Origin of the sequence: Roseateles asaccharophilus (assembly GCF_031458115.1) — a bacterium.
Classification (GTDB): Bacteria; Pseudomonadota; Gammaproteobacteria; order Burkholderiales; family Burkholderiaceae_C; genus Pelomonas; species Pelomonas asaccharophilus_A.
The window spans coordinates 106,698-131,388 of the sequence record NZ_JAVDXV010000009.1 but is presented as its reverse complement, the minus strand read 5'-3'; the positions used below and the strand labels follow the sequence as shown (position 1 = coordinate 131,388).

The window sequence follows — 24,691 nt, the reverse complement described above, 5'->3', positions numbered from 1 at the left end:
GATTCCTACAGCGCCTTGCGCAGATTCGCCGGCGCGATCTTCATCGCTTCGCGGTACTTGGCCACCGTGCGGCGCGCGCACTGGATGCCTTGCTCCTCCAGCATGGCGGCCAGCGCGCTGTCGGACAGCGGCTTCTTGGTGTCCTCGGCGGCGACGAACTGCTTGATGAGCGCGCGCACCGCCGTGCTGGATGCCTCGCCGCCGGCTTCCGTGCTCAGGCCCGAACCGAAGAAGTACTTCAGCTCGAAGGTGCCCCAGCTCGTCGCCATGTACTTGGCCGTCGTCACACGCGAGATGGTGGATTCGTGCAGCCCCAGCTCGTCGGCGATCTCGCGCAGCACCAGCGGCTTCATCGCCAGCTCGCCGTGCGTGAAGAAGCCCCGCTGGCGCTCGACGATGGCCTGGCTGACGCGCAGGATGGTGTCGAAACGCTGCTGGATGTTCTTGATGAACCAGCGCGCCTCCTGCAGTTGCCCGCCCAGTGGCGAGTTGCTGATGCCGCCACGCGTGGCGCGCAGCGCATTCGCGTACAGCTCGTTGATGCGCAGCTTGGGCGCCACCTCGGGGTTCAGCATCACGCGGAATTCGCGGCCGCTCTTGCGCACGATGACGTCGGGCACGATGGCCGCGGCGGCGCCTTGCGCGAAGCGGCGGCCGGGCTTGGGTTCCAGCTTCGTGATCAGCAGCTGCGCTTCGCGCAGCAAGGTCTCGTCGGCGCCGGTCTCGGCCATCAGGCGGCGCATGTCGCGCCGCGCCAGCAGCTCCAGATGACTCTTGCAGATCAGGATGGCGATGACCTGCTCGGGGCTCTTGGCCAGCGTGCGCAGCTGCAGCACCAGACATTCGGACAGGTCGCGCGCGGCGATGCCGGCGGGCTCCAGGCTCTGCAGCAGCTTCAGCGCGATGCGCAGCCGGTCCAGCAGCTCCTCGAGTTCCTCGGCGTCGTCGGTGAAGGCCGCGGCGATCTCCTCCAGCGGGTCCTCGAGGTAGCCGTCCTCGTTCAGCGACTCGATCAGCACGTGCATCACGGCACGGTCCTCGGCCGACAGGTGGTGGCCGGCCAGCTGCTGCCCCAGATGCTGGGCCAGCGTCAGTTCGGCCGACTCCTGGCTCTCGCGTTCGCCGTCGTCGTCGCTGCCACTGCCGGGGCTGCTGCTGGGCAGCTCGCGGATGCCGTCGAAGTCGTCGCCCTCGGTGCCGTTCTCCCAGTCCTCGCGCTCGGTGCCGCCGAAATCCTCGGCGCTCAGCTCGGGGGCTTCGCCGCCTTCGCCCACTTCGCCACCGCTGTCAGCCGCCGTCTCGGCCGGCGCGTTCGCGGCCAGCTCGGGCGTGCTGACGCTGAATTCCTCTTCGGTCTCCAGCAACGGGTTGCTGGCCAGCATCTGCTCGACTTCCTGATGCAGCTCCAGCGTCGACAACTGCAGCAGCCGGATGGATTGCTGCAGCTGGGGCGTCAGCGCGAGATGCTGACTGAGGCGGACCTGAAGCGTCTGTTTCACCGCTACATCCGGAAGTTTTCGCCGAGGTAGACCTTGCGCACGTCGGCATTGGCCACGATCTCGTCGGGCGTGCCTTCGGCCAGCACGGCCCCCTCGCTGATGATGTAGGCGCGGTCGCAGATGCCCAGCGTCTCGCGCACGTTGTGGTCCGTGATCAGCACGCCGATGCCGCGCGCTTTCAGGAAGCCGATGATGCGCTGGATCTCCAGCACCGCGATCGGGTCCACGCCGGCAAAGGGTTCGTCCAGCAGGATGAAGCGCGGCTGCGTGGCCAGCGCCCGGGCGATCTCCACGCGGCGGCGTTCGCCGCCGGACAGCGCCGGCGCCGGGCTGTCGCGCAGGCCGTCGATGGACAGGTCGTGCAACAGGCCGTTCAGCAGCTCGTCGATGCGCGCGCGGGACAGGCTCTTGCCGCGCTCGTCCTGCTGCAACTCCAGCACCGCGCGGATGTTCTGCTCCACCGTCAGCTTGCGGAAGATGGAGGCTTCCTGCGGCAGGTAGGACAGGCCCAGCCGCGCGCGGGCGTGGATGGGCAGGCGCTGCACCTCGGCGCCGTCGATGCGGATGACGCCGGCATCCGAGCGCACCAGGCCCACGATCATGTAGAAGCTGGTCGTCTTGCCGGCGCCGTTGGGGCCCAGCAGGCCCACCACCTCGCCGCAGTCCACGCGCACATGGACGTCCTTGACGACCTTGCGCACGCCATAACTCTTGGCCAGGCTCTCCGCTTCGAGCCGGCTGCCGCAGGAGGGCTGATCCGTCATGGGGTCTTGGGCGGAGCGGTGAGGGTCGTGGACGGCTGCAGCGGCAGCGGCGAAGACGCCGCGGGCGCGGCCTCGGGCTGGGGCGGCGGCATGCGGATCATGCGCACGCGCCCGCCGGGGTTGGAGGAGGCGCTGCCGCCCTCCACCGTGAACTTCTCGGCGCGACTGTCATAGGTGATGACGGCGCCGGTCACCTCGTCCACCACGGCCGAGCCCCGCGTCAGCCGCACGCGCGCGTTGCCCAGGAAGCGCACGGTCTCGGACTTGGTGTCGTATTCGAGCTGGTCGGCCACGCCGTCGATGGCCTCGCCGGGCAGGTCGCGCGCCTGGCGGAAGCTGACCGGCTGGCCGGTCTTGCCGTTGGCGTAGGCCTGGTGGTAGCCGTCGCGGGTCTCGCGCACGTCCACCTTCTCGGCGCGCAGCACCAGGCTGCCCTGCGTGATGACGACGTTGCCCTGCAGCTCGGTGCGCTGGTTCACGCCGTCGACCTCGCCCTGCTTCTCGGCGGTCAACACCATGGGCTTGAGGCGGTCGCCCTTTTCCGCCAGCGCGGGGCCGGCGGCAAGGGCAAGGGCGATCAGGAGGGGCAGTCGCTTGGACATGGCGGCACGGAAGTTGCAGGCCATTCTATGGGCCTGCCGCCGTCCTCAGCCTTTCCCGCGCGACAACTTGATCAGGAAATCCGCGACGGCCAGCGTCAACTGCCCCTGGGCGGCTTCGCTCTGGCCGGGGTTGGCGCCCATGCCCACGGCGGTGCGCCAGCGGCCGCCGATCATCAGCGCCGGCACGGAGTCGGCGCCGGCCAGCTCGGCCAGCTTCTGGCCTTGCGCGACCTTGCCTTGCACGCCAAAGGACGAGAAGGCCTGCTTGAACTTGGCGGTGTCCACGCCCAGGCGGCCCACCAGCGCGGTCACGGCGGCCTCATCGTTCGCGTCCACGCCCTGGCGGTGGAACGCCTGGAAGATGCCCGTGTGCACGGCCGGCGTCAGCGCGCCCATCGCTTCCAGCGCGTAGAACATGCGCTGGTGCAGCTTCAGCAGCGCCTGCTGGCCCACGGGTACGCGGCGGAAGCTGACATCGGCCGGCAGCTGGTGCACCCACGACTCCAGCAGCGGGTCGAACGCGAAGCAGTGCGGGCAGCGGTAGAAGAAGAACTCGACCACCTCGATCTTGCCCGGCGGCGTCGGCAGCGGCTGGCCCAGGCGCACGTAGTGGCGCCCTTCGACCGGGCCGCCTTGCGCGAAGGCGGCGGGCGCCAGCCCGGCGGCGGCCAGCGCGGCGGCCGCATCGCGTCGTTTCATCATCAGGCCTTGCCGCGCACGCGCTGGATCAGGAAGTTGCTGACCTGCAGCGCGCGGCTGTGCAGCTCGTGCTCGGGCAGCGGCTGGCCGCCGGCCGAGACGCTGGGCGACGTCAGGAAGCGGCCGCCGATGCCGATGCTGGGCACGCCGTCGATGTTGTAGGCCTCGGACAGCTTCTCGGCCTGCGTGCACTTGGTCTGCACGCCGAAGGAGTTGTAGGCGTCCTGGTACTTGGCGGGATCGATGCCGAGATTGCTCAGGAACTTGGCCTGGCTCTTGGCGTCGTCCAGCGCCAGGCCTTGCTGGTGCATGGCCTTGAAGATGGCGGGGCGGGCGACCGCCTCCTTGCCCAGGGCTTCCAGCGTGTAGAACATGCGCTGGTGGATCTTGACGTTGGCGCGGAAGGCCACGTGCACCTTGCGGAAAGCGACGTCGGCCGGCAGCTGCCGGGCCCAGGCCTCGATGCTGTCCTCGAAGGCGTAGCAGTGCGGGCAGCCGTACCAGAAGAACTCGACCACCTCGATCTTGCCGGGCTGCGAGGACAGCGGCTTGGACAGGGCCTTGTAGTGGCGGCCCTCGACGGGGCCACCCTGGGCGAGGGCGGCGGGAGCGGCGCCGGCCAGCGGGGTGGCGGCGAGCAGGGCAGAAAAATCGCGGCGCTTCATGGCGTCAGGCTTCCTTCAATGGATGCTGTTTTCAGCGTTGTACACGAACGAGATTGGCCTCAAAGCCTGCTCCCTCAACCTTGCGCTGCAGGCCTTCGGCCTCGTCGCGCGTGTCCACCGGGCCCAGGCGCACGCGGTAGACGGTGCGGCCGGCCTGCTCGCGCTCCATGACCTTGCCCGTGAAGCCCTGGATGGCCAGCTTGGCCTTCTGGGCCTCGGCATCCTCGGGGCGGGTGTAGGCGCCGGCCTGCACGAAGTAGACATAGGCGTCCGCGCCGGCCGCCACGGGCGCGCTGGCGGGCGCCGACGCCTTGGCGGCGGGCTTGGCTGCCGCGGGCAGCGCACCGGTCGCCGCAGCGCTGGCAGCCGCGACGGCGGCGCTGGCGCTGGTGGCCGGAGGCAGCGTGGTCAGCGCGGGCGCGGCGACGACGCCGCTGGCGCTGCGCCCGGCCTTGCCAGCCAGCGGCGCGTTCGGGTCCCAGTTCCGGTTGCGCTCGGCCTCCGCGGCGTCCTGCTCGGCGGTGCGCTGCGGCACCTTGTTCACGAACGGGATGGGCACCTTGGTGATGTACAGCGCCACGGCCAGCGCGATGGCCAGGCCCAGCAGCAGGCCCACGATCATGCCGAGGACGAAGCCGCCCTTCTGGTTCTTCTGGCCGGCAGGCTTGGATGCAGAACTCATTCGGTCTCCGGTTGGTCCTGAGCCGCGTCGCGGCTCATCTGTTCAGGGGCGCTGACGCCCAGCACGGCCAGCGCATTGGCCAGCACCTGGCGGGTGGCGGCCAGCAGGGCCACGCGGGCGCGGCTCAGCTCGGGCGCCTGGTCCATCACGCGCTCGGCAGCGTAATAGGAGTGGTAGGCGCCGGCCAGGTCGCGCGCGTAGAAGGCGATGTCGTGCGGCGCGAGGCCGGCGGCCGCACCGCTCAGCATGTCGGGGTAGGCGGCGAGCTTGAGCATCAGGGCCTCCTCGGTCGGTGCGGTCAGCAGACTGAGGTCGGCGCCGGCGATGGTGGCCACATCGCCGCCCATGTCGGCCGCCCATTTGCGGATGACGGAACAGATGCGCGCATGCGCGTACTGCACATAGAACACCGGGTTCTCGTCATTGGCCTTCAGCGCCAGGTCGATGTCGAACACGAACTCGGTGTCGGCCTTGCGGCTGATGAGGAAGAAGCGCACCGCGTCGCGGCTGGTCCAGTCCACCAGGTCGCGCAGCGTCACGTAGGACCCGGCGCGCTTGGAGATCTTGACCTCCTCGCCGCCCTTCATCACCGTGACCATCTTGTGCAGCACGTAGTCCGGGAAGCCCTGCGGGATGCCGAGGCCGACGGCCTGCAGGCCGGCGCGCACGCGGGCGATGGTGCCGTGGTGGTCCGTGCCCTGGATGTTGATGCACTGCGTGTAGCCGCGCTCGAACTTGTTGATGTGATAGGCCACGTCGGGCACGAAGTAGGTGTAGCCACCTTCCTTCTTGCGCATGACGCGGTCTTTGTCGTCGCCGAAGTCGGTGGTGCGCAGCCACAGCGCGCCGCCTTCCTCGTAGGTCTTGCCGCTGGCGACCAGACGCTCGACGGTCTTCTCCAGCTGGCCGCCCGCATAGACGCTGGACTCCAGGAAGTAGCTGTCGAACTTCAGGCCGAAGGCCTGCAGGTCCAGGTCCTGCTCGTGGCGCAGGTAGGCCACGGCGAACTGGCGGATGCCGTCCAGGTCGTTGACGTCGCCCGACGCGCTGAATTCGCGGTCGTCGGCCTTGACGGTCTCCTGGCGCAGGAAGGCGTCGGCGATGTCCTGGATGTAGTCGCCGTTGTAGGCGGCCTCCGGCCATTCGGCGTCGCCGGGCTTGAAGCCCTTCAGCCGCATCTGCGTGGAGTTGGCCAGCGTGGCGATCTGCACGCCGGCGTCGTTGTAATAGAACTCCCGGGTCACGTCGTGGCCCTGGGTCTTGAACAGCGAGCACAACGCGTCGCCCAGGGCCGCCTGGCGGGCATGGCCCACATGCAGCGGGCCGGTGGGATTGGCGGACACGAACTCCACCATGACGTGCTGGCCAGTGGCGGCACGGTGGCCAAACTGGGCGGCGGCGGCCAGCACCTCAGCCACGACCGCCTGCTTGGCGGCCGGCTTCAGGCGGATGTTGATGAAGCCGGGGCCGGCGATCTCCAGCGACTGCACCCATTGCTGGAAGGCCGGCTTGGCCTCCAGCGCGGCGATCAGGCGCGTGGCCAGTTCTCGCGGGTTGGCCTTCAACGGCTTGGCCAGCTGCATGGCGGCCGTGCAGGCGAAGTCGCCATGGGCGGCCTGCTTGGGGGATTCGAAGGCCGCCGGCGCGTTGGAGCCGGGGGCGATTTCTTGCAGAGAGTCGGCGAGTGCGGCGAGCAGCGCCTGCTTGGCTTGGATCATGGGCGGGATTTTAGGAGGCCCGCCTTCAACGCACGGGCCGCTGGGCGCGCCGACTCAGCCGGCCGTCGCTTCGTGACAGGCGACGCAGAGCTTGTTGCCCTCCGTGTCGCGGAAATACGCGCCGTAATAGTTTGCGTGGTACTCGGGGCGCAGGCCCGGCGGCCCCTCGCAGCGGCCGCCCAGGCTCAGGGCCAGGCGGTGGGCTTCGTCCACCTGCGCGCGGCTGGCCGCCAGCAGCGCCACCATCTGGCCGTTGCCGGGCTCGTGCTGGCCTTCGAACGGTATTCCCAGCAGCAGCAGCGGGCGCGGTTCGGGGCTGCTCTGCCAGCCGGCCCAGGGGCGCTGCGGCTCGCAGAAACGCTCGGCGACGCCCAGCAAGGCCAGCAGCGGCCGGTAGAAGGCGAGGGCGCGATCAAAGTCACGCGTGCCGATGTAGATGTGTGAGAACAAGGGACAGGTCTCCACGGAAGCGGCCCGTATCATGCCCCGCGTGACCGCCCCCGCAGACGACCTGCCCACCCACATCGGCCGCTACCAGGTGCTCAAGCGCCTGGGCGAGGGCGCCACCAGCGATGTGTTCCTGGCGCGCGATCCATTCCAGGATCAGGGCGATGGGCGCGAGGTGGCCATCAAGCGCATGCGCGCCTGGGCGCCGCCGGCCGATGCGCCGTCCAGCGATTTCAGCAACCGCTTCTTCAGCGCCGAGGCCGCGCTGGCCGGGCGGCTGCACCACCCCAACGTCGTGGCCATCCTGGACGCGGTGTCCGAGGACGCCTCGCCCTATCTGGTCATGGAATACGTGCCGGGCGTGACGCTGAAGCACTTCTGCCGCAACGACCGGCTGCTGCCGCTGGAGCAGATCGTCGAACTGGCCTTCAAATGCGCGATGGCGCTGGGCTATGTGTTCCGCCAGGGGCTGATCCACCGCGACGTGAAGCCGGCCAACCTGCTGGCCGTGCTGGATGGTGCAGGCCAGGTGGTGGATGTGAAGGTCAGCGACTTCGGCTCGGCGCTGAACCTGAATGCCGACGCCACGCAGATCCACCGTGTGGGTTCGCTGGCCTACATGCCGCCCGAGCAAATCGACGGTGGCGACGTGGATTGCCGCGCCGACATCTACGCGCTGGGCGCCGTGGTCTACAACCTCATCGCCGGCCGCCCGCCGTTCGAGGCCCAGCACCAGATGGCGCTGATGCACCAAATCTACCACCAGGCGCCGACGCCGCTGACGGGCCAGCGCCAGGGCGTCACCGAGGCATTGGACGCCGTGGTGCTGCGCGCGCTGGCCAAGCATCCGCAGGAGCGCTTCGCCGACTGGGACAGCTTCGCCCAGGCCTTGTCGGCGCTGGTGGCCGGCCAGCAGGTGCCGATGAACCGGCTCGGCGAGGTGCGTGATTCGGAGCGCTTCAACATGCTGCGCGCGCTGGAGTTCTTCGCCGAGTTCGGCGACGTGCAGCTGTGGGAGGTGGTGCGGCGCGCGCGCTGGAAGCGCTACCCGCTGGGCCACGCCTTGTTCAAGCGCGGCCAGGAGGGCAACAGCTTCCACATCATTGCGCAGGGCGAGGTGGAGGTGTTCCGCGAGGGCCGGCTGGTGGCCACGCTGGGGCAGGGCACGTCGGTGGGCGAGATGGCCTATCTGGCGCCCAACCCCGACCTGCGCCGCCACAGCACCGACATCAAGGTCAGCCAGGAGTGCACGACGCTGTGCTTCACGCCCGAGTCGCTGGGCCAGCTGAGCCCCGAGTGCCAGCACCGCTTCGACCGCGGCTTCATCCGCGTGCTGGTGCGACGGCTGCACGCGGCGCACGAGGCCTTGGCGCACCCGCGACGCATCCTGTGATTTGGCTGACGGCGGGCATTGCCTCGCTTGGCAGCGTCACGCGGTCATGCTTGAATCAATCGGCCCATCATCCTCCAGAGGAAGGAGTTCCCCGATGAAACGCATCTCTCTCGCCATCGTCCTCGGCTGTGCCGCGCTGGCTGCCCAGGCCGCCGACAAGGCGCCCACGGCGCAGCAGTCCAAGATGGCCACCTGCAACAAGGACGCCGGCGACAAGAAGGGCGACGAGCGCAAGGCCTTCATGAAGGAGTGCCTGTCCGCCAAGGGCGCCGCCGCTGCCCCGGCGGCCGGCAACGCCGCCTGCGAGAAGTCGGCCGCCGACAAGAAGCTGCATGGCGCGGCGGCCAAGGCGCACATCAAGAAGTGCACGGCCGACGCCGCGAGCGCACCCAAGGCCTGATCGCATCGTTCCGACGCCAGTCGTCGGACGCCGGAGCCACCCTGTCGGGTGGCTCTTTCATTTCCGGTAGGCAGCGTCCGACGCCGCGTCGGCCCGCCCGCTGGCCCCGCGCGGTGCGGCCGGCGACGAAAGTGGAGACATGCACGGCATCCCCCGAGCATCACCCGGAAAGGACCCGATCATGAACACCGAACTGCACACCGAGAACACCCCCGCGACCGGCGCCTACTGGCGCGTGACGGTCGTCTCCCTGGCCGCTGCCGCCACGCTGGCGTTGACCGCCTGCGCCGGCATGTCGTCGCGTGAAACCAGCACCGTCGTCGGCGCAACCGCTGGCGCCATCGTCGGCGGTGCCGTGACCGGCACGACCGCCGGCGCGGCCATCGGCGCTGCAGCCGGCGGTGTCGTCGGCAACGAAGTCGCGAAGAAGCGCAACCGCTAAGCGGCTTCTTGCCTGAAAAGCAAAAGGGCCGGCGGATGCCGGCCCTTTCTCATGGCGAGGGCGCTCAGAACTTGTAGCGTGCTTCCAGGTAGTACTGGCGGCCGCTGGCGTCCACCTTCTGCTGCTCGGCTTCGCTGTAGCGGTAGGTCGCGCGCACCGGGTTGGTCAGGTTGGTGGCGCTGAAGGCGAGCTGCAGCTGTGGTGTGATGTCGTAGTTGGCCGAGAAGGCCACGCTGGACACCGGCGCGGCGATGGTGGGGGCGCTGGGCATCAGCACGCCGCCGATGGTGGACATGCCCTGGCTGTTGGCCGTGGGGCCGGGCGCCGTCGTGCTCGACACATAGTCGCCGCGGTAGTTGTAGACGAGGCGGGCGCTGAACACGTCGTTCTCCCAGTACACGCCCAGGTTGCCGGCGAGCTTGGAGGCGCCGTTCATCGGGCGGCCGTCTTCCACGCGGGTTTCGGCGTAGCTGGCGTTGGACTGGAAGCCGAAGCCCCACCACAGCGGCTGCTCCCAGGCCAGCTCGGCGCCGCGGATGCGGGCCTTCTGCTGCGTGGAGCTGTTGATCATGTACGTGCGATAGGTGTTGGTCGAGCCGTCGTACAGCTCCACCGTCTGGCCCGACGAGGTGCCACCGGTCTTGGCGTAGCCGTCGATCAGCGAGCTGAAGAGGTTCAGCGCCAGCATGGAGCGCTTGGCGTAGTACCAGGCCAGCGAGATGTCCAGGTTGCGTGCGCTCAGCGGCTTCAGGTTGGGGTTGGGGCCTGTGACCGTGCAGCCCTGCGAGGTGCAGGTCTGGCCGGAGTAGGTGGCGCCGTAGAGGTTGTAGTTCTGGCGACCGATGGTCTTGGACAGGCCCAGGCGGCCGATGATGTCGTTGCCGAAGTTGTAGCGCAGGTTCAGGCTGGGCAGGATGTCGTCGAAGACCCGCTTGGTGGTCTCCTTGCGGTAGATGGTGCCGGTAGCGCCGTTGAAGGCCACGCCGTCGTAGTAGGGCTGGCCTTCGCTGACGTCGATGATGGCGTCCGGATAGGCCGCGCAGGGAACGAGGGGCTTGCCCGGCTCGATGCGCAGGCACTGACCGGCCGGGATGGGCACTGGGGTGCGCGACGTGACCGCCGTGCGCACCAGCCGCACGCCAACGTCGCCCGTCAGCCGCCCCGCGTCCAGGTTCTGCATCAGGTAGGCCGCGCTCTGGATCTCGCGCAGGTCGATGGAGTTGGCGATGCGCCGCTCCCATTGCGAGTTGGTCTGCTTGGCCAGGTTGGTGTCGAAGTACTGGGTCAGGAACTCGCGCGAGAAATAGAAGCCGGAGTTGTCGATGTTGCCGCCGAGGTACTGGCCGAAGTCGCCCGGGTAGGGCACGGCCTGGGCGGGGTCGATCGGGGTGATGACGTTGGTCTTGGCGGCTACCGTGGACAGGCCGTACTGGCGACGATGGTCGGCATTGCGGAAGCCGAAGGCCAGCGAGCTGAAGATGCCGCTGTCCTGCGTGTACTCACCGTCGATGGCGAAGCTCTTCTCGCTGTCGATGGTGTGATAGCGGTTCATGCCGCTGCGGCCAGTCAAACGGTAGCCAGGCGTGCCCGCAGGTGCGGTGCTGGCCAGCGGCGCGGTGCCGCTGCCGGCGTTGATCCAGCTGAAGTCAGGCGCCTTCTCGAGATCGGTGAAGGCGTACTTGATGCCTTGGCCGTAGCGCGAGAAGGTCAGGCCGCGGTCCATGTCGGTGTGGCCTATGCCCTTGGTCGTGCTCAGCAGGCCTTTCAGCGTCAGGCGGTCGCTGACGACCCACTTGCCGTTCAGGTCCAGGAAGCCCGAGCTGGCATAGGCGCCGCTGCGGTAGAAGCCTTCCGAGTCGCCCACGTACTGGGCCGGCAGGCCGTTGGCGTAGGAGATCTCGGCGGACTTCAGCACGCGCAGCTTGTGGCCGTAGACGGTCGTTTCCTCGGCAATGACCGGGTTCTTGATCGACGCGTAGACGCGCTGGCCGCCCACATTGGTGGCCGTGGTGCCGCCCAGCGGGCCGGCCTGGCCGGCCAGCATCTGGTAGATCGCGCCCATGGTCGCGCGGCCGAAGTTGGAGGCTTCCATCTTGGAATAGAAGCCGGTCACGCCGACCTCGGTGCTGGCCGTGGGCTTGAGCTGGCCGGAGAACATGCCGCCCTTGCGGTCACGCACGCCTTCGACGAACTCGGTGGACATGGAACCCGGCAGGCGCACGCCGTTCAGGTCCGATGCCTTCAGGCCGGTGCCGGCCAGCGACGCGTCGGTGATGCCCAGCATCGTGGCGGTGTTGATCTGGTCCCAGCCGGAGTTGGCGCCGTAGGCGAAGCGCGACGCGGTGTCGCGGCGCAGATAGCGCTTCTCGGCGAACACCTGGCCGATGAAGGCCAGTGTGCTGTCCTCGTTCTTCCAGTTCAGGTTGGCGTTGAGCTGTGGGCTGCTCTTGCCCGGCAGGTCGGCATAGACCGCGCCGGCGCGCACCGAGCCGCTGAAGCCCTTGGGCGCGTCGAGCGGCCGGCGGGTCGTCACGTTGATGGTGCCGGCCAGGCCGCCGTCGACGATGTCGGCGCGGGACGTCTTGTGGACAGTGGCTCGGTTCAGAACCGATGACGGCATCAGCGACAGGCTGGTGGAGCGGCTGCTGGAAGCCTGGTCGGACAGATACCAGTCGCCGCCCGAGACGGTGTGGCCGTTGAACAGGATCAGCGACATGTCCGGGTTGGTGCCGCGCATGGAGACCTTCTCGGCCTCGTCGTAGTCCGTGCGAACGGCCACGCCGACGACGCGCTGCAGCGAGTCGGCCAGGTTCTTGTCGGGCATCTTGCCCACTTCCAGCGCGCTGATGACATCGACGTTGCCCGACGCGTTGCGCTTGGCATCCAGCGAGCTTTCCAGCGACGCGCGGATGCCGGTGATGACCACGGCTTCCAGTTGCTGCTTGGCCTTGGCGTCCTTTTCCGCCTGGGTCTCGGTGGCTTGCTGGGCCAGGGCGGCGCCTTGCAGGCTGAGCAGCAGGCCGGCCAGGCCGCAGGCGATGGGAGTGGGCTGGAACTTCATGGTCGTTTTTCCTCGCGTTGCCGAATGCAAAGATTCTTGCGACCCAAGTCACGGCATGTCAGAGGTCAAGCGCGCGAAGTCGGCACCGCAGCAACACTTGGCGCATCACGGTATGGCCCCGGGCCATGCATGGCGGTTATGCCCGCCACGCAGCCGGCGCTCAAACGACGTGGCAGGCGACCCGGCGGCCGTCGATTTCGCGCAGCAGCGGCACCTCTTCGCTGCAGCGGGGCACCGCCAGCGGGCAGCGCTTGTGGAAGCTGCAGCCCGTGGGAGGGTTCAGCGGGCTGGGCAGCTCGCCGCGGATGACGATGCGCTCGCGCCGGTCGGCCGCGCGCAGTGCCGGCGTGGCGCTCATCAGCGCGCGCGTGTAGGGGTGCAGCGGCTGCGCGAACAGCGTGGTCTTGGCGCCCACTTCCACGGCCGCGCCCAGGTACATCACCATGACCTCATCGGCCACATGCTCCACGACGCTGAGGTTATGGGAGATGAACACATAGCTCGTGCCGAACTCGTCCTGCAGGTCCATGAACAGGTTCAGGATCTGGGCCTGGATGGACACGTCCAGCGCGCTGACCGGCTCGTCGGCGACCACGATGCCGGGGTTCAGGATCATGGCCCGCGCGATCGCGATGCGCTGGCGCTGGCCGCCCGAGAACATGTGCGGGTAGCGGCGCAGGTGCTCGTGGCGCAAGCCCACCTTGGCCGCCAGCGTCTCGACGCGCTCCTGGCGCTCGGCGGCCGACAGCGGCGTGTTGATCAGCAGCGGCTCGGCCAGCGTCGTCGCGATGGTCTTGCGCGGGTTCAGCGACGCGAACGGGTTCTGGAACACCATCTGCACGTCGCGGCGCAGCGTCTTCAGCGTGGCGGCGTCGGCATGCGCGGCGTCGGTGCCGCGTATCTTGAGTGCGCCGCGCGTGGGCGGCTCGATCAGCGTCAGCTGCCGCGCGAGCGTGCTCTTGCCGCAGCCGGATTCGCCGACGACGGCCAGTGTCTTCTTCGGTGCCAGCGTGAAGCTGACGCCGTTCAGCGCCTTCACGGTCGCCTTGGGCTTGAACAGGCCACGGCTGACGCTGTAGTGGCGGGCGAGGTCGGTCGCTTCCAAGAGGAGTTCAGACATGGGCCGCCTCCTCGACGGGGAAGAAGCAGCGCACGCCGTTCTCCAGTGCCGGCCGTTCGGCCACGCACCTGGGCTGCACGCGCGGGCAGCGCGGCGACAGCAGGCAGCCCGCCGGCCGGTCCAGCGCGCCGGGCACGATGCCGGGCAGCGCCGACAGCCGTGTCGCGCCCTTGTTGTGTTCGGGAATCGCGGCCAGCAGCGCGTTCGTGTATGGGTGGCGCGGCGCGTCGAACAGGTCGGGCACGGGACCGGTCTCGACGACCTGGCCGGCGTACATGACCGCCACGCGCTGGGCCATCTCGGCCACGATGGCGAGGTCGTGCGTGATCATGATGAGGCCCATGCCCTGCTCGCGCTGCAGTTTCAGCAGCAGCGCCATGATCTGGGCCTGGATGGTCACGTCCAGCGCCGTCGTGGGCTCGTCGGCGATCAGCAACTTGGGGCCGCAGGCAATGGCCATCGCGATCATCACGCGCTGGTTCATGCCGCCGGACAGCTGGTGCGGGTAGGCGTTGGCGCGGTTGGCCGCGTCGGGGATCTCGACCTGCTCCAGCAGTTCGATGACACGCTTCTTTGCGGCCGATCCACGCAGGCCCAGGTGGGCCTTCAGCACTTCGGCGATCTGGGCGCCCACCGTGTAGCTCGGGTTCAGGCTGGTCAGCGCATCCTGGAACACCATGGCCACGTCGCGGCCGATGAGTTCGCGCTTCTCGCGCGGCGACAGCTTCAACAGGTCGCGGCCGTTGAACTCCAGCGCGTCGGCGGTCACCACGCCGGGGGCGTCGATCAGACCCATCACGGCCAGCATGCCCACCGATTTGCCGGAGCCGGACTCGCCGACGATGCCCAGCAACTCGCCGGCTTCCAGCGTCAGATCCACGCCGTCGACGGCGGGGAAGTTGCCGAACCGGACGCGCAGGTTCCTGATGTTCAACAAAGGCATCAGGAGACTTTCTTCAGCTTGGGGTCCAGCGCGTCGCGCAGTCCGTCGCCCATCAGATTGATGGCCAGCACCGACACGAGGATGGTCAGGCCCGGCAGCGTGACGACCCACGGCGCGCGCGTGATGTAGTCGCGCGCGGCCGACAGCATCGTGCCCCACTCGGGCGTGGGTGCCTGAACGCCAAGGCCCAGGAAACCCAGGCCGGCGGTTTCGAGAATCGCTGACGAGAAGCTCAGCGTTGCGTTGACGATCAGCGGCGCCATGCAGTTGGGCAGCACGGTGATGAACATCAGCCGCCACACGCCGGCACCTGCCACGCGGCTGGCGGTCACGTAGTCGCGGCCGATCTCGGCCAGCGCGGCGGCGCGCGTCAGCCGCACATAGCCCGGCAGTGCGCCGATGGCGATGGCGATGACCGTGTTGACCAGGCCCGGGCCCAGGATGGTGATGACGCAGATGGCCAGCAGCAGCGCCGGCAGCGCCAGCACGATGTCCATCACGCGCATGATGGCCGGCGACAGCCAGCGCTGGAAGAACGCCGCCAGCAGGCCCAGCAGCACGCCGGGCAGCAGCGACATCGTCACGGCCGCCAGGCCGATGCCCAGCGATGTGCGGCCACCGTGCAGCAGCCGGCTCAGCATGTCGCGGCCCAGCTCATCGGTGCCCAGCAGGAAGCGTGCGCTGCCGCCATCGGCCCAGACGGGCGGCGTCAGCATGTGGTCGCGGTACTGCTCGATGGGGTCGTGCGGCGCGATCAGCGGCGCGAGCAGCGACGCCAGCGCGATGACGGCGAACACGATCAGCGCGATGAAGGCGCCGCGGTTGGCGACGAAACCGATCCAGAACTCCTTCGCAGGGCCTGGGGGCTGTTTCTCGATCAGCACGGCACTCATCAGTGGCCACCTCCGCGGATGCGCGGGTTCACGACGCCGTACAGCACATCCACCACCAGGTTCACGACGATGAAGGTCAGGGCCGAGATCAGGATGCCGGCCTGCACGACGGGATAGTCGCGCCGCGCGATGGAGTCGATCAGCCACTTGCCGATGCCGGGCCACGAGAAGATGGTTTCGGTCAGCACCGCGCCGGCCAGCAGGCTGCCGGTCTGCAGGCCCACCACCGTCAGCACCGGAATCAGCGCGTTGCGCAGCGCATGCACGACGACCACGCGCGTCGGCGACAGGCCCTTGGCGCGCGCGGTGCGCACATAGTCCTCGCGCAGCACCTCCAGCATGCTGGAGCGCGTCATGCGCGCCACCACCGCCAGCGTGCTGGTGCCCAGCACCAGCGCCGGCAGGATCAGGTGCATGACGGCCGACTTGAACGCGCCTTCCTCGTCCGACAGCCACGCGTCGATCAGCATGAAGCCGGTCACGCGCGGCGGGTCGTACTCGATGCCGATGCGGCCCGACACCGGCGTCCAGCCCAGCTGCACCGAGAAGAACATGATGAGGATCAGCCCCCACCAGAACACCGGCATGGAATAGCCGATGGTGGCCGTGCCCATGACGCCCTGGTCCAGCAGCGAACCGCGCTTCAACCCCGCGCTGACACCCAGCAGCAAGCCCAAGCCCACGGCGAACAGCAGCGCGGCGAAAGCCAGCTCCACGGTGGCCGGGAACAGCGCAACGAACTCCCGGCTGACCGGTTCGCGGCTGACCAGGCTCTCGCCCAGGTCGCCCTTCAACAGCTTGCCGACGTAGTCCGCGTACTGCACCGGCAGCGGCTGGTCCAGACCCATGCGCTTGACCAGCGCGGCGTGCGTCTCGGGGTCCAGCTGGCGCTCGCCCATCATGACCTCGATGGGGTCGCCGGGCACCAGGCGGATCAGGCCGAACGCGACCAGCGTGATGCCGATCAGCGTCGGCACCAGCGTGGCCAGGCGTTTGAGCAGGAAGGCGAACACGGGGCGAACTTACCAGCGCGACGTGTAGGGCCGCGTCTCGGTGTCACCCGCGCCGGCCACGCGCATCGTGGCCGGTGTGGAGGCCACCTCGATCAGCGCGGCGGTCTCGGCGTCCACCGTGCCGGAGATGTCGCGCGGGCGGTACTTCATCTGGAAGGTGGACACGACCGACTGGGTCAACGTGTCCATCTGGCCCGAGCGCGACACGTTGTAGCCGATGCGCGTCAGCCGCTCCTGCAGCCAGGCCACGTCGCGCGGCGCGACCTCGTGCTCCAGCGTCTTCACCAGCACGGCCGGGCCGTCCGGCCAGGGGATCAGGCCCGCGTCGGCCAGCTGCTTCCACGGGAAGTTGGGGCCGGGGTCCTGCTTGCGGCCGGGCGCGATGTCGGCGTGGCCGATGATGCGTTCGGGCCGCACGTTGTGGCGCTTCTGGATGTCGCGCACCAGCGCGATGACCTCGTCGACCTGGGCCTGCGGGAAGGGCGCGTAGACGCGCCCGCCCGGGCCATCCACATAGCCGGCGTTGACGATCTCTATGCCGATGGACGAGGAATTCAGGTTGGTGTGCCCGGCCCAGAAGCTGGCGCCGGCGTGCCAGCTGCGGCGGTTCTCGTCGACCAGCGCATAGCTGATGGCCGGGTTGTCGCGCACCAGGTAGTGGCTGGACACCTGGCCGCCGGTGGTCAGCACGCGCAGCGACTTCTCCCAGTCCAGTACCGTGTAGTGCAGCACGATGAACAGGCTGCGGCTGTCCTGGTTCTGCGACGTGTGGCTGCGGTCGATTTGCGGCGCGCGGATGTCGCCCGCCGACGTGCGTAGCGGTGGCGGCGGCGTGGTGGCCTGCACCGGCTGGCCCGGCGGCGTGGGTGCGGCGCAGGCGCTGAGCAGCAGGACGAGCGAGGCGGCGAGGACGCGGACGGAGACGGTCATGGCCGGATTGTTGCAGCGCACACCGCCCGCCCGGCCCCGGGCCGTCCCGCAAGGGCCATGCGGGACGTCCATGAGGGTATGAGTGCAGGTGATGGCTAGTGTCGTCAGCCCGGGATGGGCGGCAGTGCCGGCGCGTCCAGTCCGTCGAACGGGTCTGCCCAGGCCGGTAGCGCCAGCAAGCGCTCGTTCCAGGCCGCGACGGCCGGGAAGTCGGCCAGCGGCAGCCGGGCCACGTCGTTGTAGGGCAGGAAGGTGGCCATGCGGAAGTCGGCATAGCTGAGGCCGCTGGCCAGCATCCAGTCCTGCTTGGCCAGATGAGCGTCCAGGATGGCGGCGCTGTGCCGGAACTGAGCCAGGCCGCTGGCCAGCAGCGCCTCGTCCAGCGCGCCCAGCCGGTAGCGCTGCTTGGTGCCGCGCTCGAAATGCACCACGTCGCAGGCGTGCGCGAAGTTGCTGCGCGCCCAGCTGACCCAACGGATCATGTCCGGCAGCTCCGCGCCCGTGCGCCAGAACTCCGAACCCACCATCTGCGACAGCCGGCAGGCGATGGCATCGGCCTCGAACAATCCCGCGCCGCCTTCCTCAAGGATGGGCACGCGCAGCGATGGGTTCAGGGGGCGGAACTTCTCGGCCTGCCCCGGCGCCAGCGGCGCGGCGAACGCATACGTCACTGGCGCGGCAAGATGTCGACCCACCGCGACGGCCAGGCGCGGGTTGGGGTTGCGGGAGAAGTGCAGGATGGGCGGCATGGTGGTCGGGGCTCGCGGCGGTACGCCATCGTGTGCCGCCGGGCTGACAGCTAGTGTCAGCAGAGCCGGCGGTGGCGCCGGGCGTCAGCGCAACTCGTCGAACAGCCGCTCACGCTCAGCCGGCCACAGACCCGGCGCCTGCGACAGCAAGACCGCCGCACGGTCCGGGTCGATGTCGTGCAGGTTGCGGGCCAGCGCCTGCCAGGCCCGCCAGCGGCGCTCGGGGTCGGCGATGCGCGTGACCAGGTCCATCGCCTCGTGCGGTGCATGGCGGGCCAGCTCATCGGCGCTGGCGTGGTGGGCGATGGCCGTGTCCAGCTCGGCCAGCGGCGCATAGGAGCGCAGCCAGTCGCGCGCGGCGGGGCCGTCCTGGGCCGTCCAGCGCGACAGGCTTTCGTCCAGCAGCGCCTGGCGCTGCGGCCCGGCCGGCAGGCTGCGGGCGAACACGGTGGCCGAGCGGGCGTCGTGCTGCAGCCAGCGGTCGTGCAGCGGCGCCAGCAGCGCTGCCTGGCCGGGCGTGTCCCGCGCCCAGCGTGCGGCCTGCTCGGGCGCGGCTTCGGCCCAGCGGGCCAGCAAGGTCTGCAGCCGCTGTTGCCGGGTTTCGGCATCGAGCGGCGCCCGTTGCAGCGCCAGCACGGCCAGCGGGTAGTCGCGCAAGTCCATCCAGTCCGGCCGTGGCTCGTCGGGCGCCGTGGCATCGGCGACCTCCTCGGGCAGGCCGGCGATGGGCGCTGCCAGCCCCATCATCTTCAGCACGGGGCTGGGCGCCGCCGCGGCGACGGAAGCCGGCGGCGGCTCGGCGGGCGGCCGGCCCAGGATCCATGCCCCCAGGCCGGCCGCTGCCAGCAGCCAGGCAAGCCTTGATCCACCAGTCGACCGCTTGCTACTCATCGAAGCCTCGTTGCATCAATGCCTTGGCGCAGTCGCCGCGTTCACCACAAGGCGGGCCGCAGCGTCATCACTTGAGCACGCAGGCGCGCGCGACGTTGCTGGCGTTGCTGTCCTTCACCGGCTCGCTGCCGGAGCCAGTGCCCACATAGCCCTCGCACTTGGCCTTGGAGCCGCTGTAGGCCAGGTCGGTGATGGTGGCCACGTCGTACTTGCCGGCGATGCCCGACTTGCTGTCGTAGCTGCTGTTCACCCCGATGCCGGACGAGTTGACGGTGCCCAGGCGCACGCCGGTCACGGTCACCTTGCGGGCGTACTGCGTGGAGCAATTGCCGCAGGAGCGCACCAGCTTGCCGATGTTGTCGGCGTAGAAGTCGGTGATGACCAGCGTGCCGTCGCTGTTGTGCTGGAACAGCTTGTCGGCCGCCTTGAAGGCCGCGCCGCCGCTGATGGTCAGCTTGCTGGTCACGCCACTGAGCTTCTTCACGGTGGCGCCGTCTTCGCCCACATCGGCCCAGTAGACGTTGGTGATGTTGCAGACGCCGTAGCAGTGCACGCCGTCGGCGCCGCCGGCGGCCAGGTTGGTGCCGCTGCCCAGCGAGCCGTCGCCGATGACGACGTTCTTCACCGTGGAGCCGTTGTTCAGCTTGAACATCGGGATCTGGCTCTCGCTCTGCGTGCCCTTCATGTTGGACGCCGTGCCCACCAGACAGACCCACTTGCCGTACTTGGCCACGCCGTCCCAGGTGGTGCCGGCGGGCACGTCGATGGTGGCGCTGACGTTGACCTTGGTGCACGCGGGCACGGTGCGCACGCCCGGTGCGGCGGCCGCGCTGCCGGCGGCGGCCACCAGGGCCAGCGCCAGGAAACCGCGCCACAGGCGACGCGCCATCAGAAGTCCGTTCATTCCTTGTCTCCAGTCTTTGCTTTGAATTCACAGCCACGGGCGTGGTTGCGGTCAGCGCAACAGAGTCCTGGAGGGGCTCCAACAGGCAAGGGCAAAGCGGGGGAGTTGAACAGCGGCTCCGGCCCGTCAGTCTTTGACGGTCGAGAAGTCCAAAACGGCGTATTGCACCGAACGGAACGCAATTTCGTTGTTTTGGAACATTGTTCCAATCGGTGTTTGCCTGAGCCTGGATGACGCTTCGGGCGGACGCGCACGTCCGCGCGGGCCGGGCTTCAGCGCTTGCGCGAGGCGGTCTTGCGGCCGGCCGGCCGGGCCGGCTTGTCGGCCTCGGCGGCCACCTGCAGCGGCGCAAGCGCGGCCAGCGCGTCGAGCTGGGTCAGCAGGCGCTGTAGGTAGTCGGGCGCCAGCGCCTGCAGCTGCTGCAGCGCACGGGTCACCAGCACCTGGTTGTTCAGCGGCCCCAGGTGCTCGGGCACCGGCGCGCTGACCTCGGCCATGCGGCGCGCGACACGCAGCTGGCTCCAGGTGCGCTGGTGGGCCTGCACCTGGCGCAGCTCGGGGCCGGCGGCCTGCAGCTGTGCCAGCAGCGCGGCCAGCGGGCTGCGGGTGCTGGCCGCGCGGCGTTCGGGCAGCGGCGCGGGCGGTGCGGCCGCACGCTGCTGCAGCTTGGCGATCAGCCGGTCACGCAGCGCACCCGGCGGCTGCGCGGCGGCGCGCTGGGCCAGCGCCAGCAGCACGCGTGCGCGCATCGCGTCGGCGGGTTGGGCCTGGGCCCAGGCGACCGGATCGTCCATGGTTGGCGTCACGGCGCGGAGGCCGCCAGCGCGCGCTTGGGCCGCGGCGTGGGCGCGATCTCCACGCGCCGGTTCAGCGCGCGGCCGGCCGCGTCGTCGTTGGAGGCCACCGGCTGCTGCGGCCCGAAGGCGGCCGCGAACACGGCGTCGGGCGGCAGGCCCTCGGCCATCAGCGCGCGCGCGACGTTCAAAGCGCGCTGGGCGGACAGCTCCCAGTTGTCGGTGAAGGCCATGCCCTTCACCAGCGCGCGGTCATCGGTGAAGCCGCTGACCATCAGGATCTCGTCGCGCTGCGCTAGGTAGGTGCGCAGCGGCGTGGCCAGGCTCTTGATCAGCGCGCGGCCGTCGGCGTGCAGCTGGTCGGAGCCGGTCGCGAACAACACCGCGCCGCTGATGCCGATGCGGCCTTCCACCAGCGTGATGCGGCCATCGGCCAGCGGGCCGGCCAGCGCGCGCTCCAGCGCCTCGCGGCGGGCCTGCTCGGCCTGGCGCTGTTCCACCTCGGCCTTCAGCTGGTTGGCCAGGTCCAGCTGGCCCACCAGCGCGGCGGCCAGCACCAGCACGAAGGCGCCCAGCACGCCGGCCATCAGGTCGCCGAAGGCCGCCCACGCGGGCGTGCCGACGCCTTCCTGCTCGATCTCCAGCGGCTCATCCATTCGCGGCCGCCGTGTTCTGCAGCGCGTCCAGCACCTGCTTCTGCGAACCCAGGCACAGGTCGATGACCTCGCGCGCCTGCGCCACGTAGTAGCCCAGCTGCTCGTCGCTGCGGTTCATCGCGGCGGACAGGCGCTCCTCCAGCGCGGCCAAGTGCTGCACCAACTGCGCATTGGCGCCCTGGAACTGCTCCACCGCGGCGCCGAAGCCTTCGCCCAGGCTGCCCATCTCGGCGGCGCTGGCGGCGATGGTGGTCGCGGCTTCCGACAGCGCCTGGCCCGTGGCGCCGGCCTGCTCGGTGAAGCGCTGGCCCAGCGATTCGAGCTGCGTGGCCGAGCCGTCCATCAGCGTGCTGACCTGCGTGGCCGTGCCGGCCAGCAGCGTCTCCACCTGCGTGGCGGCGCCACCCAGCAGCGTGCCGACCTGGGCGGAGGCGCCCTGCAGCAGTTCGTCCACCTTGTGCGAGGCACCCCCCAGCAGCACCTCCACCTGCGAGGACGTGCCGACGATCAACGCATCGACACGGCCCGACGCGCCGGTCAGCAGCGTGTCCAGCGCCGCGCGCTGCTCGCCGGCGGCCTGCTGCAGCGAGGCCAGCAGCGTCGACACGGTCTGCATCAGCTCGGCGCGCTCGGCCAGCGCGGCGCGGTCCTGGGCCTGGCTCTGGGCCAGCTGTTCGCGCAGCGCCGCCACGACCTCCACGGCCGCACGCGGGGCCTCGCCGGCGGCCTGCAGCAGCGCACCGGCTTCGCTGAGCGTCGTCTTGGCCTGCGCCTCGGTCTGCGCGACCAGATCGCGCGTGTGGCTCAGCAGGCCATCGGTGAGCTGCTGCTGCTGCGCCAGCTGCGCGGCGCCGGCCGACTGCAGTTCGGTGCGCCAGGCGGCCAGGCGCTCGGCATCGTTGGCCGCATGGGCGGTTTGCAGCTGCGTGTGCGCATCGGCCAGCGCCGTGACGGCGGCCTGCGTCTGCGCGGCGAAGGCGGCGGTCAGCTCCGTCAGCGCGTCCTGGGCGCGCTGGCCGCTGGCGGCCAGCAGCTGCTGGGCCGCTTCGCGCTGGGCCACCAGCAGCTGTTCGTTGGCGGCGCGCTGCGCGCTCAGCGCGTCGGCGTCGGCGCGGGCCTCGGCGCGGCGCTGCGCGTCCAGTTCGGCCTGCAGCGCGGCGTGGCGGGTTTGCGTGTCGGCAATGCGGTCCAGCAGGTCCTGCGTCTGCGTCGCGAAGCCGGTGGTCAGCTCGGTCAGCGCCTGCTGCGCGCGGGCGCCGCTGTCGGCCAGCAGCTGTTGTGCGGCTTCACGTTGCGTGGACAGCAATTGCTCGTTGGCAGCGCGCTGTGCGCTCAGCGCGTCGGCGTCGGCACGGGCTTCGGCGCGGCGCTGTTCGTCCTGCGCGGCGACGCGGTCCAGCAGTGCCTGCGTCTGCACGGCAAAGCGGTCGGCGGCATCGGCCAGCGCCTGCTGGGCGGCGGCGCGCTGCTCGGCCAACGCATCAACCTGGCCTTGCAGCGCGGCGGCGCGGGCGGTGTCGGCTTCGGCCTGGGCGGCCTGGTGGCGGGCGGTGGCGGCGGTCAGCGCCGCCAGCAGCGCCTGCGCGTCGGCGGCGCTGCGTTCGCCCAGACGGGCCACAGCCTGCTGCGTCGTGCTGGCGGTGTCGGCCAGCAGTTGAAGTGCGGCCTCGCGCTGCTGGGCCAGACCTTGCGCCTGTGCCTGGGCGGCGTCCTGCTGCTGCTGCGCGATCTGCGCAACGCCAGACTCGAAGCGCGTGCTCAGCGCCGTCAGCTGCTCGCCCACCTGGGCGCCCACGCGCTCGTGCAGCGCGGCGGCCTCGCGGGCGATGCCGGCCATCGCGGCCTCGGCGGCGGGCTGGATGGCGGCGCCGGCCAGGCGGGCGGCGTCCGTCAGGCTGGTGCGCAGCGTCGTGTCGACGCTGGCGGCCAGTTTTTCGTAGGACTTGCTGGTCTCGGCGTGGAAGCTGTCGTTCTGGGCCGTGAGTCGGTCGGTCATCGCTTTCGCGAACTGCTTCAGCTGATCCACCAGCTCCAGCTGGTGGTTGCGAGCGGTCTCGGCGGCGGCGGCTTCCGCGGCGGCCTGTGCCACGTCGCGGCGATGCGCGGCCGTCAGCGGGCGCAGCGGGCCCAGCAGCGCCGTGTCCAGCTGCGCGACGGTGGCCGCGCGCTCGCGGCGGGCCAGTGCCACCATCAGGCCCAGCATGGCCGAGCCGGTCACGCCGGCCACGCTGGCGCTGAACGCCAGGCCCAGGCCTTGCACCGGTGCACCCAGCGCCGTGCGCAGCGCGGCCAGGTCGGCTGAAGCGCCCAGCGCCGTGGCCGTGCTGCTCAAGGTCAGCACCAGGCCGATGAAGGTGCCCAGCATGCCCAGCAGCACCAGCAGGCCGGCCAGCGCGGGCGCCAGCGCCAGGCCGGGCAACGCCACGCGCAGGCCGTCCAGGCGTTGCTGCACGGCGGCGCGCAGCGTGGCCGGCGTGGTGCTGATCCAGCCGTCGTTGGCGTCGCCTGCCAGCGCCGCGCCCAGTTCGCGGCTGGCGCGGCGGAAGGCGGTCAGCTCCCACACGCCCACGGCGAAGAAGGCCGCGATCAGCAGCGTCATCGCCAGCGCCACGGGGTGGTGGCGCGCGGCGGCCAGCGCGGCACCGGCAATGCCGGCCAGGCCGGCGGCCAGGGCCAGGGGGTAGAGAGCGTTCAGGAAGCGGTTCATCAGGCGGATTCGGTCGTGCCCAGGGCGGTGATCAGCCCCAGCACCGGTTGAAGTCTCAGGTCCAGCTCGGCCCGCAGCAGCCGCTGCAGGTCGTCCCAGAAGCGGGCGCGCCAGCGGCGCGGGTCGGCGGCGTGGTGGGTCTCGGCGCGTTTCGTCAGCAGCGCGGGCAGGCCGGCCAGCGCGTGGCGTTCGGCATCGCCCGTGGCGCGCTCCAGCACGGCGTCCAGCTGGGCCAGCCGCGCGAGCGCGCCCGACGCCTCGGCGAGCCGCGGGCGCAGGCGCTCGCGCAGCGTGGCGACGCGGGCGGCCATCGCGCGCTGCTGCTGCGCATGGTGCAGGCGGAACGGCGCCAACAGATCGGCCAGCGGGATGTGCTCGGGCGCGGGTTCGGCGGCATCGCGTGCCAGCAGCGCGTCGTCGAAGCCGGCAGCCAGGTCGGCCTGCACGCGATCCAGCGCGGCGGCGGCCCAGTCGCTGGCCTCGCGGCGCGCGGCGTCGTCGGCCGCGCTGCCCGGCGCGCTGGCCAGCACCTGCGACAGCCCGATCGCATCCGCCCAGCCCAGCCCGCCGCCCACGCGCGTGGCCACCGGCGCCGCGGCGGGTGCGGGCGCCACGCCCCACTGCAGCAGCAGGCGCGGCAGCGGGTCGGCAACAAAGGCTTGAGGAGCGGTCACGGGCGAACGGAACCCGCGCGGGCGCGCGAGGAAAAAGGGCGGGAT

The 24,691-nt window shown here is 70.2% G+C and carries 24 protein-coding genes; 3 read left to right on the top strand and 21 right to left on the bottom strand.

Going from position 1 to position 24,691, the window contains the following annotated elements; all coding sequences use genetic code 11:
- Positions 1-5: 5 nt before the first annotated feature.
- From J2X21_RS21530 to J2X21_RS21495, 8 genes are read right to left on the bottom strand one after another with little or no spacing between them, the layout of a single operon-like run.
- Positions 6-1,499 carry an RNA polymerase factor sigma-54 gene (locus J2X21_RS21530; RefSeq protein WP_310332055.1) on the bottom strand — a complete coding sequence of 498 codons (1,494 nt, stop codon included), beginning with the start codon at positions 1,497-1,499 and terminating at the stop codon, positions 6-8.
- A 2-nt stretch (positions 1,500-1,501) separates the two neighbouring features.
- The gene (gene lptB / locus J2X21_RS21525; protein WP_310332053.1) at positions 1,502-2,263 is read right to left on the bottom strand and encodes an LPS export ABC transporter ATP-binding protein; all 762 of its coding nucleotides are present in this window, start codon (positions 2,261-2,263) and stop codon (positions 1,502-1,504) included.
- Complete coding sequence (gene lptA / locus J2X21_RS21520) at positions 2,260-2,865, bottom strand: lipopolysaccharide transport periplasmic protein LptA (protein WP_310332051.1); 606 nt, start codon at positions 2,863-2,865, stop codon at positions 2,260-2,262. Before lptA ends, lptB begins: the two co-directional genes overlap by 4 nt.
- 45 nt (positions 2,866-2,910) lie before the next feature.
- Entirely contained in the window at positions 2,911-3,564 is a 654-nt protein-coding gene (locus tag J2X21_RS21515; RefSeq protein ID WP_310332049.1) for a thiol:disulfide interchange protein DsbA/DsbL, read from the bottom strand.
- A gap of 2 nt (positions 3,565-3,566) precedes the next feature.
- Positions 3,567-4,229 (bottom strand): thiol:disulfide interchange protein DsbA/DsbL, encoded by a 663-nt coding sequence (locus J2X21_RS21510; RefSeq protein ID WP_310332047.1) that lies wholly within the window; start codon positions 4,227-4,229, stop codon positions 3,567-3,569.
- 31 nt (positions 4,230-4,260) lie between these two features.
- Positions 4,261-4,911, bottom strand: a complete 651-nt coding sequence (locus tag J2X21_RS21505) for an SPOR domain-containing protein (protein WP_310332046.1) — start codon at positions 4,909-4,911, stop codon at positions 4,261-4,263.
- Positions 4,908-6,629: an arginine--tRNA ligase gene (argS, locus tag J2X21_RS21500; RefSeq protein WP_310332044.1), complete on the bottom strand. Its 1,722-nt coding sequence runs from the start codon at positions 6,627-6,629 to the stop codon at positions 4,908-4,910. The genes J2X21_RS21505 and argS overlap by 4 nt, the downstream gene beginning before the upstream one ends.
- A 54-nt stretch (positions 6,630-6,683) precedes the next feature.
- Entirely contained in the window at positions 6,684-7,079 is a 396-nt protein-coding gene (locus J2X21_RS21495) for a VOC family protein (protein WP_310332043.1), read from the bottom strand.
- Positions 7,080-7,119: 40 nt separating this feature from the next.
- Between J2X21_RS21495 and J2X21_RS21490 the strand changes: the two genes are divergently transcribed.
- From J2X21_RS21490 to J2X21_RS21480, 3 genes are all read left to right on the top strand, one after another.
- On the top strand, positions 7,120-8,469 hold the full coding sequence (locus J2X21_RS21490) for a serine/threonine-protein kinase (RefSeq protein ID WP_310332040.1): 1,350 nt from the start codon (positions 7,120-7,122) through the stop codon (positions 8,467-8,469).
- Between the two features lie 94 nt (positions 8,470-8,563).
- A complete protein-coding gene (locus J2X21_RS21485; protein WP_310332039.1) occupies positions 8,564-8,869 on the top strand; it encodes a PsiF family protein in 306 nt (101 codons plus the stop codon).
- A 181-nt stretch (positions 8,870-9,050) separates the two neighbouring features.
- Positions 9,051-9,311: a glycine zipper domain-containing protein gene (locus tag J2X21_RS21480; protein ID WP_310332037.1), complete on the top strand. Its 261-nt coding sequence runs from the start codon at positions 9,051-9,053 to the stop codon at positions 9,309-9,311.
- A gap of 64 nt (positions 9,312-9,375) precedes the next feature.
- Here J2X21_RS21480 and J2X21_RS21475 read toward each other — a convergent pair whose 3' ends face one another.
- The 13 genes from J2X21_RS21475 to J2X21_RS21415 all read right to left on the bottom strand — a co-directional run bounded on the left by J2X21_RS21475 (position 9,376) and on the right by J2X21_RS21415 (position 24,646).
- Positions 9,376-12,372: a TonB-dependent receptor gene (locus J2X21_RS21475; protein WP_310332036.1), complete on the bottom strand. Its 2,997-nt coding sequence runs from the start codon at positions 12,370-12,372 to the stop codon at positions 9,376-9,378.
- Between the two features lie 160 nt (positions 12,373-12,532).
- Complete coding sequence (locus tag J2X21_RS21470; RefSeq protein ID WP_310332034.1) at positions 12,533-13,492, bottom strand: peptide ABC transporter ATP-binding protein; 960 nt, start codon at positions 13,490-13,492, stop codon at positions 12,533-12,535.
- A complete protein-coding gene (locus J2X21_RS21465; RefSeq protein WP_310332032.1) occupies positions 13,485-14,435 on the bottom strand; it encodes an ABC transporter ATP-binding protein in 951 nt (316 codons plus the stop codon). Before J2X21_RS21465 ends, J2X21_RS21470 begins: the two co-directional genes overlap by 8 nt.
- Positions 14,435-15,328: an ABC transporter permease subunit gene (locus J2X21_RS21460; protein ID WP_310332030.1), complete on the bottom strand. Its 894-nt coding sequence runs from the start codon at positions 15,326-15,328 to the stop codon at positions 14,435-14,437. Before J2X21_RS21460 ends, J2X21_RS21465 begins: the two co-directional genes overlap by 1 nt.
- Complete coding sequence (locus tag J2X21_RS21455; RefSeq protein ID WP_310332027.1) at positions 15,328-16,341, bottom strand: ABC transporter permease; 1,014 nt, start codon at positions 16,339-16,341, stop codon at positions 15,328-15,330. Before J2X21_RS21455 ends, J2X21_RS21460 begins: the two co-directional genes overlap by 1 nt.
- Positions 16,342-16,350: 9 nt before the next feature.
- The gene (locus J2X21_RS21450) at positions 16,351-17,271 is read right to left on the bottom strand and encodes an N-acetylmuramoyl-L-alanine amidase (protein WP_310332025.1); all 921 of its coding nucleotides are present in this window, start codon (positions 17,269-17,271) and stop codon (positions 16,351-16,353) included.
- A 104-nt stretch (positions 17,272-17,375) separates the two neighbouring features.
- Positions 17,376-18,020 (bottom strand): glutathione S-transferase family protein, encoded by a 645-nt coding sequence (locus J2X21_RS21445; protein ID WP_310332023.1) that lies wholly within the window; start codon positions 18,018-18,020, stop codon positions 17,376-17,378.
- An 84-nt stretch (positions 18,021-18,104) separates the two neighbouring features.
- Complete coding sequence (locus tag J2X21_RS21440) at positions 18,105-18,911, bottom strand: hypothetical protein (protein ID WP_310332021.1); 807 nt, start codon at positions 18,909-18,911, stop codon at positions 18,105-18,107.
- A 67-nt stretch (positions 18,912-18,978) separates the two neighbouring features.
- Positions 18,979-19,815: a pectate lyase gene (locus J2X21_RS21435; protein ID WP_310332020.1), complete on the bottom strand. Its 837-nt coding sequence runs from the start codon at positions 19,813-19,815 to the stop codon at positions 18,979-18,981.
- A 272-nt stretch (positions 19,816-20,087) separates the two neighbouring features.
- Positions 20,088-20,609, bottom strand: coding sequence for a DUF2894 domain-containing protein (locus J2X21_RS21430; protein ID WP_404667315.1), 522 nt, complete (start codon positions 20,607-20,609; stop codon positions 20,088-20,090).
- 8 nt (positions 20,610-20,617) lie between these two features.
- Positions 20,618-21,265, bottom strand: coding sequence for an OmpA family protein (locus J2X21_RS21425; RefSeq protein WP_310332018.1), 648 nt, complete (start codon positions 21,263-21,265; stop codon positions 20,618-20,620).
- Complete coding sequence (locus tag J2X21_RS21420) at positions 21,258-23,972, bottom strand: coiled-coil domain-containing protein (protein ID WP_310332017.1); 2,715 nt, start codon at positions 23,970-23,972, stop codon at positions 21,258-21,260. The genes J2X21_RS21425 and J2X21_RS21420 overlap by 8 nt, the downstream gene beginning before the upstream one ends.
- Positions 23,972-24,646: a DUF3348 family protein gene (locus J2X21_RS21415; protein ID WP_310332015.1), complete on the bottom strand. Its 675-nt coding sequence runs from the start codon at positions 24,644-24,646 to the stop codon at positions 23,972-23,974. Before J2X21_RS21415 ends, J2X21_RS21420 begins: the two co-directional genes overlap by 1 nt.
- Between the last annotated feature and the right edge of the window lie 45 nt (positions 24,647-24,691).